Genomic DNA, 14,187 nt, shown 5'->3' on the forward strand with positions numbered 1-14,187 from the left:
CAAATGAAAAAATTCTCTTTAGCATTAGTTGTATTAGCTGGTTTAGGTTTATCTGCGTGTTCATCTCAAACTGCGCCAGTTGGTGAAAATGCCTATAAAGGTAATATTGTATTTAGTCAACCACAAGGTGAAAACTTACAGTTAACTATTCGTAAAAATGATTGTTCAGGTAATCAACAAGAAGGTGAACAGGTAGTTATTACTCGTAAGTATGATTCTTCTTTAGTTGTTGGTGCATGTGTTATTGTTTCTGGTGATGAAAAAGCAACAAATGTTTCAACATTATCACCTAGAAACCCACTTTAATTTCTTTTAACCCTTTAATAAGGTATATAGCATATGAAAAAAATGACAGCAACATTAGCACTTTTAGTTGCTTTCTCTGTGACTGGCTGTGCTAATACAGATGTTTTCAGTGGTGATGTTTATACAGCATCTCAAGCAAAAGAAGCGCGTTCAATTACTTATGGAACAATTGTTTCTGTCAGACCAGTTAAAATCCAGGCCGAAAACCAAGGTATTGTTGGTGGTATCGGTGGAGGTGCTTTAGGTGGTATAGCAGGTAATGCAATTGGTGGAGGCCGTGGACAGGCTATTGCAACAGTAATTGGAGCGTTAGCAGGTGCTGTAGGTGGCAGTAAAATTGAAGAAAAAATGAGCCAAGTAAATGGTGCTGAATTAGTGATTAAGAAAGACGATGGTCAAGAGATTGTCGTTGTTCAAAAGGCTGATTCGAGTTTTGTTGCTGGAAAACGGGTTAGAATTGTCGGTGGCGGTTCTGATCTTAACGTTTCAGTGCTATAAATTAAATTTATATAAAAAGCGAACGTTTGGTTCGCTTTTTTATTATCTAAAATATGTTAAAACAAACGATTATTCACATAATAAACATATATCTAATTTCAATTGTTTATTGTGGAATTGTTGAAGCGTACTTCTATGACCTATACTTAAAATAATCATTTCAGGTAAATGATATCGAATTTTTCGATAGAGCAAATACTCAGTTGTTTCATCTAATGCAGATGTTGTTTCATCTAAAAATACGACATCGGGTTTAGTGAGTAAAATACGAATAAAGGCAACACGTTGTAATTCTCCAGGGGATAAAATAACTTGCCAGTCATTTATATGATCAAGGGCATGGATATATTTACCTAAGGCACAATCTTCCATTGTTTGAATTAGATCTGGATGGTTGGGATTGATATTAGGATAACAAATTGCTTCCCGTAAAGTGCCTTGTGGCATGTAAGGACGTTGTGGTAAGAATAAACTTCCAGAGCAAGGATGTTCTGCAATACCAATCGTTTCAAAAGGATAAATTCCCGCAATTGCTTTTAATAATGAAGTTTTCCCTGTGCCTGATGCACCTTGAATTAATAGTGCATCACCATTAACTAAATTAATATTTAAATTATTAAGTAATACACGACCTTTTTCATCTTTAATACCGAAGTCTTTTAATGCGACACGATGAGAACATAGAAATGGTTGATAAAACTCTTGATTATCTAAATCATCCATTTTTTTCATAAAACCATATAAACGGTTTAAACGAGCCTGATAGAGTGTAAATTGCTCATAAAATAATCTAAAAAATGAAAGGGCAGTCATTAACCGGTTAAAAGCCTGTACAGTTTGATGCATATCACCAAGTTTAATTTGTCCAGCAAAGAAACGTGGTGCTTGTAACATTAATGGTAAGAGTTTTGCTACTCGAGTAACTCCAGAATTAAATCCATCCAATCCAAGCATTTTTAATACAATAGCCCAACGGTTATGAATTATTTGAGTAAATTTGTGTTGTAAGAATAGTTGTTCCTTTTTTTCACCATGATAAAAAGCAATGCTTTCCGCATTATCACGTACACGGATTAAAGAGTAACGATAATCCCCATTGAGTTTTTCTTTATTAAAATTTAGTTTAATTAGCGGTTTACCTATCCAGACTGACATTAAAGTTGCAAAGATAATAAAGGAATAAATAAAGAATACGACACCTTTCTCAATATTTAAACTAAATAGACTTAATACACCAGATAGTGACCATAGGATAATAGTAAATTCTATCGTTGTAAGAATAGAATTAATCATTCCACGCACAATTTGTACGGTACTAGTAATAAATTCACGAGCATCTTGTTCAATACGTTGATCAATATTATCGGGTAAATCTTGTTCGTATTTTAAACGATAGTATTTTTTATTATTTAGCCAACGTTGAATCAGTGATGAGTTTAAACTTTCAAGCCATCGAATTTCAAATACCTGACGGAAGAAGTAATCACTAATCGAGTGAATGACTTGAACAAGTACAAGAAGAGCATTAAGTTTAGCAAAGAACCAGAATTTTTCTATATTCATTTCTTGCATTGAGCTATATAATCCATTATAAAAAAATGAATTAAGCACGCTAAATCTTACTTCTAGCAATATCATTATAAAGAGCACTAACAACATTAAAATAAGTTTAATGCTGGTTTTTTTACTAATCGATGGTGACACGATACACCAGAATTTTTTGCCGAAAGTAGTTTGTTTTAAGGCTAAGATTGTTGCGCTAAAGCATAATATCACCCAAAAAAGTGCGGTTAAAATCCAGTTTAAACTATTATTAAGTTCGGTTTGCCAGTTCATTTATTATCCATAAAAGTAAAACAAAAAGGGCGAAGTATTCGCCCTTTTTGTGCGCTCAATTAAAACTCAATTTTAGTGTTGAAGATAAATTCACGTCCATAGCCTAATGCAACAGGGATTAACGTGTTTGTTGCGTTACCTGAGGTAGATGGATAGTAAGTTTTATCTGTTAAGTTTTTACCGTTAAGTTGGAAAGATACTTTCTTGCCAGAGATTTTGGTATCGTAAGCAATAAAGGCATCATATACCACGGCATGAGGCAATTTGTATGCTTTTGTATAAGTATCGTTGTAGGCATACCATGAGCCTAAATAACGAGCCCCTCCACCAATACGGATGTTACCAAAATCAAATTCACCTACGTTATAAGCTAGGAACAGAGATGCTTGATGTTTTGGCACACCTGAAAGTTGTTTACCCACTGATTCTTTGGTTTTAGGATTATCATTTTCAAGTGATTTTACCTTGGTGTAGGTATAGTTAGCTGCTACACTTAGGTTATCTGTAATTTGACCATTAAGATCAAATTCCATACCGCGAGAACGTTGTTTGCCGACGATATTTAATTGTGCATTTGAACCAGAACCAACGGTTTCAGCCACATTACGTTTACTGATATTGAATAATGCAAGTGTTGCATTGAAGCCAGAGTTTTCGTATTTTGCACCAATTTCAAAAGATTTACCTTGTTCTGGTTTTAAATCTCCGCTAACAGGTGTTGCCACACTCATTTGTGGACGGAAAGACTCAGAGTAGTTTGCAAAGGTCGCAATATGTGGTGTAAATTTATATACGGCACCTAATTGATACAATAACTTGCCATCGTGCTGATCGGTATTTCCGGTTTTTGTTAGATTTTGACCTTTTTTACAGTTTGCCGCATTTAAGCAATGACGTCCTGCAAATTGATCAAAGTACTCATAACGCAAACCACTTGTCATGATAAAGTTATCTGTAAAGTAAGCGGTATCTTGAATATAAACACCAACGGTTTTGAGATAGTTATATTGGTAGGCGTTGCCGTTACCATTTTTATGTGCCGCAACAGGGCTAGTATAGTTTGGATTATCAATATTGATATCAGAATTCATGATACCTTGGTTATAAATTGGACCAAGATCACGAATATTACGCATTGCATCAATACCAGCTACAAAGCGGTTAGCAATATCACCAATACCAAATTCACCAACGATATTTAATGTACCGCTATGAACACGTTGATCACCTTGTTGCTGTTCAATGGCTCGGCGTACATAATGCGCGCTTAATTCAGGAGAGGTAATCTCACCCTTTTTATTTTTAACTGCAGGGATAGTAACATCTGTAACGTTAATATTTGTAATACGAGCTTGATTGTAGAAATATTTGTAACGAGCATAGCTATAACCCGCATTTAATTTCCAACTATCACTTAATTTGTGCTCAATTTTAAAATCAATGTTATCGGTTTTTGCGGTTGTTTCATTATTTGGTTCATCTAAACGACGCGATACAGGAATATCTGGTAATGCATTAGTTGCTGTTAAAAGATTTGTACCACGATCAAATGGCTCAAGAATATCTTTGTGTTCATAAGAAAGAAGCACTTTAGTTTTATCATTTTCCCAAGAAAGTGATGGTGCGTAAGTCGTATTTTTCACTTTGCCAAAATTACGCCAGTAGTCCTTTTCTTGTTTGTCATAGATAAAGCGGTAAGCAAAACCATTTCCTAAACCACCAGTGAAATCTAATTGTGTTCCCCAGAGGCTATGATTACCTAAAGTTCCACCAATGACATAACGAGGTGTTTGTTGTGGTTTTTTAGTAATGATATTGACCACGCCACCTGGATCTTGAATACCATAAAGCACAGATGCAGGACCTTTTAAAACTTCAACGGTTTCAGTTGTCGCGCTAAAGTTTTTAGCTGGGCCGGCTTGTAAACCGTTACGCATAATTGAGTTATCGCGGTTTCCACCAAAACCACGTTTTTGGATTGCATCAAACATACCTCCTAGCGTATTCGCTTGACTCACACCACTGATGTTATAAAGCGCATCAATAAGTGATTCAGATTTGCGATCTTCTAGTAGTTTGGTTGAAAGAATATTTACTGTGTTTGGCGTATCGAATACTGGTACTTCAGCTTTTGATACGACGGATGTTCCTGTTGTTTGATAGCCATTTTGTTTAATACCTGTATCTTGAACGTTAATTTGTTCAATCGTTTCAGTACTAGCTTTATGTTGTGTTTCCGCTAACACAGAAACCGAAACTCCGGCAAAAAGTGCGGTGTAAATTAGGCTTAATTTAAATTTCATAAAATGCTTCCGTAGATTAGATATAGGTAAAAATAGGCGCGAGTATATCTAAAAGGTTAATTTATGTCAATGGTAATTATTATCATTTAATGAAAAAATATGTTTATTCTTACATAATGAAATTTGCGTACCTTATAAAGTTGCGTTACCATAATTTCACTCTATCAAAAATAAGGCATAAGATGAAAATCGCATTAGGTATTGAATATCAAGGTACAAATTATTACGGCTGGCAACGTCAAGAAAATGTGCGTAGCATACAAGAACAACTTGAAAACGCGCTTTCCATTATTGCCAATGAAAAAATTGAAATTTTTTGTGCTGGGAGAACTGACTCAGGGGTGAGCGGAACAGGGCAGGTCGTACATTTTGAAACCAGTGCAGTACGCCCTGATAAAGCATGGACATTCGGGACAAATGCGAATTTACCTGATGATATTGCGGTTACTTGGGCAAAAAAAGTTGATGATGAATTTCATGCGCGTTTTTCAGCAATGGCTCGTCGATATCGCTATATTCTTTATTGTAATAAATTACGGTCTGCTATTTTACACGGAGGAATTACGCATTGTTATTTAGATCTTGATGCAGAAAAAATGCATCAAGCTGGTCAGTATTTACTAGGCGAGCATGATTTTTCCTCTTTTCGTGCCGCACAATGTCAATCACATACGCCGTGGCGTAATGTTCATCACTTATCAGTTACTCGGATTGGGCAATATATTATTGTGGATATTCAAGCCAATGCTTTTGTGCATCATATGGTCCGTAATATTGTTGGGAGTTTGATTGAAGTTGGTGCAGGTAAAGAATCAATTGAATGGATGAAATGGCTACTAGAGCAAAAAAATCGTCAGCTTGCGGCACCAACTGCAAAACCTGATGGACTATATTTAGTAGATGTAATTTATCCTGAAAAATTTGTCCTTCCTAAAAGCCATTTAGGACCATTATTTTTAGGTAATGAGTATGTTAAATAATTTAAAAAACACCGCACTTTGTCATTTTAAGTGCGGTGTTTTTTTAGAAGGTTTTATTAATATTTATAGATTTCGTTGTACAAGCCACTCTCAAATTGTACTAATGGTGCTCGTTTTGTTTTGCTTTCCAAATCGCCTGTTGAGTAGCCATTAATAAATTGTACAAAGGCTACTTTTTCCCCTCGAGCATTTGTCATAAAGCCAGCTAGGTTATAAACCCCTTTCAAAGAACCGGTTTTAGCGATAACATTTTTTACTAATGGCGGGTTAATTAATCCACCTCGCCCACTGATCGTGCCATCTACACCTGCGATGGGGAAAGTTTCCATTAAATGTAATTTATCTTCGTTTTTGGCGATGTACTCTAAAACGGATAGCATTGTTTTAGGTGCTACAAGATTATGGCGAGACAGCCCCGAACCATCGGCTAAAATACTGTTACCAAAACGAATTCCTTGTTTTTGTAATATGGATTTAATCGCTAATGTACCTAATTGAAAGGATGCAGGGCGTTTATAGTAATTGAATGCCACCGCTCGGAACAATGAATCGGCAATTTGGTTATCCGATTTTTTCATCATTTTTTTCAATAAATCTGGTAATGGTTTTGATAAATGTTTAGCTAATAGCTGACCTTGTTGTGGTTTTTGAGGCAACATGACTTTACCATTAAACTCAATACCTAATTGTTTTAATTGACGTTGAATAATCGCGGCAGCATAGGCATCTGTATCTTGCACGGCAAAGCTTAAACCAAAAGGTTTAGATTGGCGTGCTAAACATCCTTTTACTTGATAGCGATTATTGTCATGTACAACAACATCAAGCTGACAATAAGGAGCTTCATTGCTATCCGCTACATAGACTTGTCCGAACACTTGAATTGGAAATTGTGCAGGCACATTGATTTTTACGGTTTCACCGGGATTTTGATTGGCATCTAGTTCCGCATAGAAACAGTTGTTATCAATATTCGCAGCAGATGGGGGAGAATTGAAACACATGGTCAGATCGTTCCAAATCCAACCTAACCCTCGGTCATGACTCGAAAAAACAGAGGTATCTAATACTAAATCGCCATTAATTTTTTTGATACCTTGTTTTTTTAATTCTGCAAGTAAGCTATAAAGTTGGCCGCTAGTGAGATCAGGATCGCCAGTGAAACGCACGATTAAATTGCCATCTAAATTCCCATTTTGAATTTTTCCATTACTCAAAAGAGAGGTCTCAAATTGGAATTGATCGCCTAATGCGAGTTTAGCGGCAACGGCAGTAAAAACTTTTTGTGTACTCGCAGGAAGCATAAAGGTTGAGCCATTATAATCCGCGATAATTTGGTTTTGATTTATATTTTTTGCGATAAAACCTACGCTAGAACCTTCGGGCAATTGTTGTGTCAAGTCTGAAACATTAATGTTTGCGAAGGTTGGAAGGCTAAAGCTTACGGAAAGTAAAAAGGATCCAAGTGCGGTGGATATTGAAGATAATTTTTTCATATTAGGTTTGTTATGGTTGCTATTTTTTTTTAGACGAACAATAATAAGCCCCGAATGAAATTGAGTAAATCATTTTCTCATTTCAAGTTTATTTTTAATAATACTGCGGCAAGATTTTAGGATTTTGCCGTGGTTTTTGTTTTATTTAGTAAAAGGAAAAACAATGCAACAAATTCCAATGACTGTGCGTGGCGCAGAACAATTACGTGAAGAATTGGATTTCTTAAAAAATGTACGTCGTCCAGAAATTATTAAAGCGATAGCAGAAGCCCGCGAGCACGGTGATTTAAAAGAAAATGCAGAATATCATGCGGCTCGTGAGCAACAAGGTTTTTGTGAAGGTCGTATTCAAGAGATTGAAGGTAAACTTGGTAATGCTCAAATTATTGATGTAACAAAAATGCCAAATAACGGTAAAGTTATTTTTGGTGCAACGGTTGTGCTTGTAAATACTGATACAGACGAAGAAGTCACTTATCGCATTGTAGGCGATGATGAAGCGGACATTAAATCGGGTTTGATTTCGGTTAATTCTCCCATTGCGCGAGGTTTAATTGGTAAAGAATTAGATGATACCGTTAATATTACAACGCCTGGCGGTGTCGTTGAGTTTGATATTATTGAAGTGAATTATATTTAAATAAAAAAGTGCGGTTAAAAATGACCGCACTTTTGTTGTTATTTGCGTGGAAGCTGAATTTTTGCTTCTTCGCTTGGGCGATAAAGCACCAAAATATGCCCGATAGTTTGTACTTGTACAGCTTTAGTTTCACGCACAATCGCATCGATAATAAGTTGTTTTGTTTCGCGATCTGCACCAGCAACTTTTACTTTAATGAGTTCGTGGTGATTAAGTGCATTTTCAATTTCAGCAAGTACGCCTTCGGTTAAGCCATTTCCACCAAGCATAACTACTGGGTTAAGATGGTGTGCAAGACCTTTTAAAAATTGTTTTTGTTTGGTTGATAAGGTTGTCATAAGGATTCCTAATTAAAAAGAGCGGTTGATTTTCTCAATGTTTTTCACTGATTTCAATCAGTCTCGGCTTGAATTCGGCAGATTGTAACCAAATATAAGCAAAACTACTACCAAAAATAGAAAATTATGGGAAAGAAAAAACGTTCAGCGAGTTCTTCTCGCTGGCTAAATGAACATTTTAGTGATCAATTTGTGCAAAAAGCACATAAGCAAAAGTTGCGTTCACGCGCTTATTTTAAGATTGATGAAATTCAGCAAACGGATAAATTATTTAAACAAGGAATGACCGTGGTTGATCTTGGTGCTGCACCTGGTGGTTGGTCGCAATATGTTGTGGGACAAATTGGTGGCAAAGGTCGAGTGATTGCTTGTGATATTTTAGAAATGGATCCCATTGTAGGCGTTGATTTTCTGCAAGGTGATTTCCGTGATGAAAATGTTTTGAATGCTTTATTAGCGCGCGTAGGCGAAGATAAAGTTGATGTTGTGATGTCTGATATGGCACCAAATTTTAGTGGAATGCCATCAGTGGATATTCCACGCGCAATGTATTTAGTCGAGCTTGCTTTAGATATGTGTAAACAGGTCTTGGCAACCAAAGGAAGCTTTGTTGTTAAAGTTTTCCAAGGTGAAGGCTTTGATGAATATTTAAGAGAAATTCGTTCTTTATTTAATGTGGTGAAAGTGCGTAAGCCTGAAGCATCACGCGGACGCTCTCGTGAAGTATATATTGTGGCGACAGGCTATAAAGGTTAATTGCTTTGATAGCTTTTCATCGCTAATGATGTGTAGTATCTTGTAAAAAATTTTTTAACTTAGGAAAGGTAGGTTAGACTTTGAACGATATGGTCAAAAATCTGGTGCTTTGGGTGGTAGTCGCGGTCATTATGATGACAGCATACCAGAGTTTTAATTCCTCTTCGGTAGATAATTCTACTGATTATACAACCTTTGTTTACGATGTAAGCAACGGACAAGTGACAGAAGCGCGTTTTGATGCCAATGAAATTACGGTAACGAAAACGGATGGTTCTAAATATTCAACCGTAATGCCACCGCTTGAAGACAAAAAATTGCTTGATGATTTATTAAGCAAAAAAGTGAAAGTGGAAGGTACGCCATTTGAAAAACGTGGTTTCTTATCCCAAATTTTAATTTCTTGGTTCCCAATGTTATTCCTTGTTGGTGTATGGGTATTTTTTATGCGTCAAATGCAAGGCGGTGGCGGCAAAGCGATGAGCTTTGGTAAAAGCCGCGCCAAAATGTTGAACCAAGATCAGATTAAGGTTACTTTTGCGGATGTCGCTGGGTGCGATGAAGCAAAAGAAGAAGTGGGCGAAATCGTTGATTTCTTGCGTGATCCGAATAAATTCCAAAACTTGGGCGGTAAAATTCCAAAAGGTATCCTGATGGTTGGGCCTCCAGGTACTGGTAAAACTTTACTTGCTCGTGCTATCGCAGGGGAGGCAAAAGTTCCATTCTTCACTATTTCTGGTTCTGATTTCGTAGAAATGTTTGTGGGGGTTGGTGCATCTCGTGTACGTGATATGTTTGAACAGGCTAAGAAAAATGCACCTTGCTTAATTTTTATTGATGAAATCGATGCAGTGGGTCGTCAACGCGGTGCAGGTTTAGGTGGTGGACATGATGAGCGTGAACAAACCTTAAACCAAATGCTCGTTGAAATGGATGGATTTAGCGGTAATGATGGAGTAATTGTTATTGCAGCGACTAACCGTCCAGATGTACTTGATCCAGCCTTAACTCGTCCAGGCCGTTTTGACCGACAAGTTGTTGTTGGTTTGCCTGATGTGAAAGGTCGTGAGCAAATCTTAAAAGTGCATATGCGCAAAGTGCCTGTAGCACAAGATGTTGATGCAATGACATTAGCACGTGGTACGCCAGGCTATTCCGGTGCAGATTTAGCAAACTTAGTGAATGAGGCTGCTTTGTTTGCTGCTCGAGTGAATAAACGTATGGTCACCATGCTTGAGTTTGAAAAAGCGAAAGATAAGATCAATATGGGGCCAGAGCGTCGTACCATGATTATGACGGATAAGCAAAAAGAGTCGACTGCTTATCATGAAGCAGGTCATGCGATTGTGGGATATTTAGTTCCTGAGCATGATCCTGTACACAAAGTAACTATTATTCCTCGCGGTCGAGCGTTGGGTGTGACATTCTTCTTACCTGAAGGTGATCAAATTAGTATTAGCCAAAAACAATTAGAAAGTAAGCTTTCTACCTTGTATGCGGGGCGTTTAGCAGAAGATTTGATTTATGGTGAGGAAAATATCTCAACGGGAGCATCAAATGATATTAAAGTAGCGACTAATATCGCGCGTAATATGGTGACGCAATGGGGATTCTCTGACAAATTAGGTCCGATTCTTTATACGGAAGATGAGGGCGAGGTTTTCTTAGGTCGTTCAATGGCGAAGGCAAAACATATGTCAGATGAAACGGCTCATGCGATTGATGAAGAAGTTCGTGCAATTGTAAATCGTAACTATGCGAGAGCAAGACAGATTTTGACTGATAATATGGATATTCTTCATGCGATGAAAGATGCATTAGTCAAATATGAAACCATTGAAGAAGAACAAATCAAACAATTGATGAATCGTGAACCAGTCACTCCGCCATCAGGATGGGAAGAGCACACTGGGCAAGCTGCTTATGCAAATAGCAATAATGTTCAAAGTGCGGGTGAAAATTCGGTAGATTCTAATTCCTAATCAACTCTCTAATCAACAAAGCCTTTCTTCGGAAAGGCTTTATTTTTCCCCTAATGATTTTTTTCTTCAGCGTATTCCGCTATAATCGCCCGATTAAAATCAATCTAAAAATCCACCGCACTTTATGAAACTTTACGCGAATAATAAATGTCTTGATTTAAGTGTTCCTCAGATTATGGGAATCCTTAATTTTACGCCTGATTCTTTTTCTGATAGCGGACAGTTTTTTAGTCTGGATAAAGCGCTTTTCCAAGTTGAAAAAATGTTGGAAGAAGGTGCGACAATTATTGATATTGGTGGTGAATCTACGCGTCCTAATGCGGATGAAGTCTCTGAACAAGAGGAATTGCATCGTGTTGTGCCAGTAGTGGAAGCGGTGCGAAGCCGTTTTGATTGCTGGATTTCTGTCGATTCATCAAAAGCAGTTGTGATGCGTGAGGCAGCAAGTGTTGGAATGGATTTGATTAATGATATTCGTGCTTTGAAAGAGCCAAATGCATTAGAAACGGCGGTAAAACTGGCTTTACCTGTTTGCATTATGCATATGCAAGGTCAACCTAGAACGATGCAGGCAAATCCTCATTATGAGAATGTCGTACAAGATGTATTCGCTTTTTTACAGAAACGTACTAATGAATGTCTTTCTGCTGGTGTTAAAAAAGAAAACTTAATTTGGGACATGGGATTTGGTTTTGGTAAGTCTGTACAGCATAATTATCAATTATTACAAAATCTGAATGAATTTTGTCAGATAGGCTATCCAGTATTAGCGGGATTATCTCGTAAATCAATGATTGGCGCTGTGCTTGATAAACCCGTCGATCAGCGAGTGATAGGTAGTGCGGCAGGTGCGCTTATTGCAGCACAAAAAGGTGCAAAAATTTTACGCGTACATGATGTTGCTGCAACATCAGATATGCTCAAAGTTTGGCAGGCGACAGAAAATGCCTGATGGTTTTATAAAAAAATTAAAGGAATTGTATTATGGCAAATCGTAAATATTTTGGAACAGATGGTGTACGTGGAAAAGTGGGCTCTTATCCAATAACACCAGATTTCGCATTAAAATTAGGCTGGGCTGCGGGAAAAGTATTGGCTTCTCAAGGTTCTAAAATGGTTTTAATCGGTAAAGACACCCGAATTTCTGGATATATGTTGGAATCAGCCCTTGAAGCAGGTTTGGCTGCTGCGGGTTTATCTGCTGCATTTACTGGCCCTATGCCTACACCTGCTATTGCTTATTTGACCAGAACTTTTCGTGCTGAAGCGGGTATCGTGATCTCAGCCTCTCATAATCCTTATTATGATAATGGCATTAAATTCTTTTCAGCAAAAGGCACTAAATTGCCTGATGAAATTGAAGAAGCCATTGAAGCGATGTTAGAGCAACCGATGGATTGTGTGGAATCTGCCGAATTAGGTAAAGCAAGCCGTATTAATGACGCAGCAGGACGCTACATTGAGTTTTGTAAAGGTACATTTCCAGCACACTTAGGCTTGGAAGGTTATAAGATCGTGGTAGATTGTGCAAATGGGGCGACTTATCATATTGCACCTAACGTATTGAGAGAGCTTGGTGCGGAAGTCATTGAAATTGGTACAGATCCAAATGGTTTGAATATTAATGAAAAATGTGGTGCAACTGATGTGACAGCATTGCAAGCTAAAGTTGTTGAAACTAAAGCGGATGTTGGTTTGGCTTATGATGGCGATGGTGACCGAATTATGATGGTCGATCATTTAGGAAATAAAGTCGATGGTGACCAAATTCTCTTTATTATTGCACGTGAAGCATTGCGTTCAGGTCAATTAAAAGGCGGTGTCGTTGGCACATTAATGAGTAATATGAGCTTAGAGATTGCGTTGAAAATGCTTGGCGTTCCTTTCTTACGTGCAAATGTGGGTGACCGTTATGTATTGGAAAAAATGGTTGAAAACGATTGGACGCTTGGTGGTGAGAATTCAGGTCATATTATCATTGCGGATAAGAATACAACGGGTGATGGCATTATTGCTTCATTAGCTGTACTGGCGGCGATGGCTCAGCATAAATTATCATTAAATGAATTAGCGAGTGCGGTTAAATTATTCCCACAAGTGTTAATTAATGTACGTTTTGCGGGTGGGGATAATCCACTTGAAAGTGACGCTGTAAAATCTGTTGCCGCAGACGTTGAAAAACGTTTAGAAGGCAAAGGTCGTATTTTATTGCGTAAATCGGGTACGGAACCACTTATTCGCGTTATGGTGGAATGCCAAGATGCTGAACTTGCACAACAATGTGCAGAAGAAATTGCAGAAGTAGTTAAATCTCATTAATTTTTTAACTGCACTTTATTTAGTGCGGTTTATTTTTATCAAATGCTTAGGAAAGCAAAATGAATATTTTTATTATGCGTCATGGCGAGGCTGAAGTAATGGCTAATAGTGATAAAGCTCGTCGCTTAACTGCCTATGGTATTAAACAAGCCTTTACTCAGGGGCAATGGTTAAGAAAACAGTTAGAGTTAGCCACGCCAGATCGTATTATTATTAGTCCTTATGTGCGAGCACAAGAAACTTTCGAGCAGGTAAATCAGGCTTTTAATGGTGAACTATCATCAAAAATAGAAATTTGGGACGGTGTTACACCTTATGGCCATGCAGAAATGGTGACGGATTATTTTTCTGTATTGCGTAATGAAGGTATAAAATCTATATTTATTATTTCTCATTTACCTTTAGTCGGTGAAATTGTAGCGGAGCTCTATGGAAAGCGAAATCCAATCAGTTTTTACCCAGCGACTATTGCATATTTAAATTGGTCTGGACAATATGCAAAAATTCTCATGTATAAAAATGCAGATGCATTGATCTAATTATGTTATTAATAATCAAATTAATGGTTATTTATCTTTACAAAAAATAAATATTCTCCATGGAGCTTTATAAATATTCTTTATTTATCAATTAGTTAGTTTTATTTTTGTTTGTAAAGATTTTTAAAGAAATGTAAATTTTTATTTTACCTATTTCCTTTTTAAGAAATATGCGTAAACTACGTCACACAAAG

At 37.1% G+C, this 14,187-nt stretch carries 13 protein-coding genes; 9 read left to right on the plus strand and 4 right to left on the minus strand.

Annotation, left to right across the window (positions count from 1 at the left end; translation table 11 throughout):
* The first annotated feature begins 3 nt into the window (after nucleotides 1-3).
* A complete protein-coding gene (locus LIX50_RS02300; protein WP_048952582.1) occupies nucleotides 4-306 on the plus strand; it encodes a hypothetical protein in 303 nt (100 codons plus the stop codon).
* Between the two features lie 33 nt (nucleotides 307-339).
* Nucleotides 340-804, plus strand: coding sequence for a glycine zipper 2TM domain-containing protein (locus LIX50_RS02305; protein ID WP_048952581.1), 465 nt, complete (start codon nucleotides 340-342; stop codon nucleotides 802-804).
* Nucleotides 805-873: 69 nt separating this feature from the next.
* On the opposite strand, the gene LIX50_RS02310 is transcribed toward LIX50_RS02305, so the two are convergent.
* Nucleotides 874-2,640, minus strand: a complete 1,767-nt coding sequence (locus LIX50_RS02310) for an ABC transporter ATP-binding protein/permease (RefSeq protein WP_048952580.1) — start codon at nucleotides 2,638-2,640, stop codon at nucleotides 874-876.
* A gap of 59 nt (nucleotides 2,641-2,699) precedes the next feature.
* Nucleotides 2,700-4,943, minus strand: a complete 2,244-nt coding sequence (locus tag LIX50_RS02315; protein WP_048952579.1) for a TonB-dependent siderophore receptor — start codon at nucleotides 4,941-4,943, stop codon at nucleotides 2,700-2,702.
* Between the two features lie 182 nt (nucleotides 4,944-5,125).
* Between LIX50_RS02315 and truA the strand changes: the two genes are divergently transcribed.
* A complete protein-coding gene (gene truA / locus LIX50_RS02320) occupies nucleotides 5,126-5,923 on the plus strand; it encodes a tRNA pseudouridine(38-40) synthase TruA (RefSeq protein WP_048952578.1) in 798 nt (265 codons plus the stop codon).
* Between the two features lie 56 nt (nucleotides 5,924-5,979).
* Here truA and dacB read toward each other — a convergent pair whose 3' ends face one another.
* Nucleotides 5,980-7,419: a serine-type D-Ala-D-Ala carboxypeptidase gene (dacB, locus tag LIX50_RS02325; protein ID WP_048952577.1), complete on the minus strand. Its 1,440-nt coding sequence runs from the start codon at nucleotides 7,417-7,419 to the stop codon at nucleotides 5,980-5,982.
* Between the two features lie 163 nt (nucleotides 7,420-7,582).
* Between dacB and greA the strand changes: the two genes are divergently transcribed.
* Nucleotides 7,583-8,059 carry a transcription elongation factor GreA gene (gene greA / locus LIX50_RS02330; RefSeq protein WP_005637913.1) on the plus strand — a complete coding sequence of 159 codons (477 nt, stop codon included), beginning with the start codon at nucleotides 7,583-7,585 and terminating at the stop codon, nucleotides 8,057-8,059.
* 38 nt (nucleotides 8,060-8,097) lie between these two features.
* Here greA and yhbY read toward each other — a convergent pair whose 3' ends face one another.
* Nucleotides 8,098-8,397 (minus strand): ribosome assembly RNA-binding protein YhbY, encoded by a 300-nt coding sequence (gene yhbY / locus LIX50_RS02335; RefSeq protein ID WP_048952576.1) that lies wholly within the window; start codon nucleotides 8,395-8,397, stop codon nucleotides 8,098-8,100.
* Between the two features lie 126 nt (nucleotides 8,398-8,523).
* Here yhbY and rlmE point away from each other — a divergent pair, with 126 nt between their 5' ends.
* The 5 genes from rlmE to sixA all read left to right on the plus strand — a co-directional run bounded on the left by rlmE (nucleotide 8,524) and on the right by sixA (nucleotide 13,993).
* Nucleotides 8,524-9,153, plus strand: coding sequence for a 23S rRNA (uridine(2552)-2'-O)-methyltransferase RlmE (gene rlmE / locus LIX50_RS02340; RefSeq protein WP_005637911.1), 630 nt, complete (start codon nucleotides 8,524-8,526; stop codon nucleotides 9,151-9,153).
* 89 nt (nucleotides 9,154-9,242) lie between these two features.
* Nucleotides 9,243-11,135 (plus strand): ATP-dependent zinc metalloprotease FtsH, encoded by a 1,893-nt coding sequence (gene ftsH / locus LIX50_RS02345; RefSeq protein ID WP_048952575.1) that lies wholly within the window; start codon nucleotides 9,243-9,245, stop codon nucleotides 11,133-11,135.
* A 124-nt stretch (nucleotides 11,136-11,259) separates the two neighbouring features.
* Nucleotides 11,260-12,087, plus strand: a complete 828-nt coding sequence (gene folP, locus LIX50_RS02350; protein ID WP_048952574.1) for a dihydropteroate synthase — start codon at nucleotides 11,260-11,262, stop codon at nucleotides 12,085-12,087.
* A gap of 32 nt (nucleotides 12,088-12,119) precedes the next feature.
* Nucleotides 12,120-13,454, plus strand: coding sequence for a phosphoglucosamine mutase (gene glmM / locus LIX50_RS02355; RefSeq protein WP_048952573.1), 1,335 nt, complete (start codon nucleotides 12,120-12,122; stop codon nucleotides 13,452-13,454).
* Nucleotides 13,455-13,513: 59 nt separating this feature from the next.
* Nucleotides 13,514-13,993, plus strand: a complete 480-nt coding sequence (gene sixA / locus LIX50_RS02360) for a phosphohistidine phosphatase SixA (protein ID WP_048952572.1) — start codon at nucleotides 13,514-13,516, stop codon at nucleotides 13,991-13,993.
* The last annotated feature ends 194 nt before the right edge of the window (nucleotides 13,994-14,187 follow it).

Origin of the sequence: Haemophilus sp. Marseille-P9675 (assembly GCF_916862695.1) — a bacterium.
Classification (GTDB): domain Bacteria; phylum Pseudomonadota; class Gammaproteobacteria; order Enterobacterales; family Pasteurellaceae; genus Haemophilus; species Haemophilus haemolyticus_K.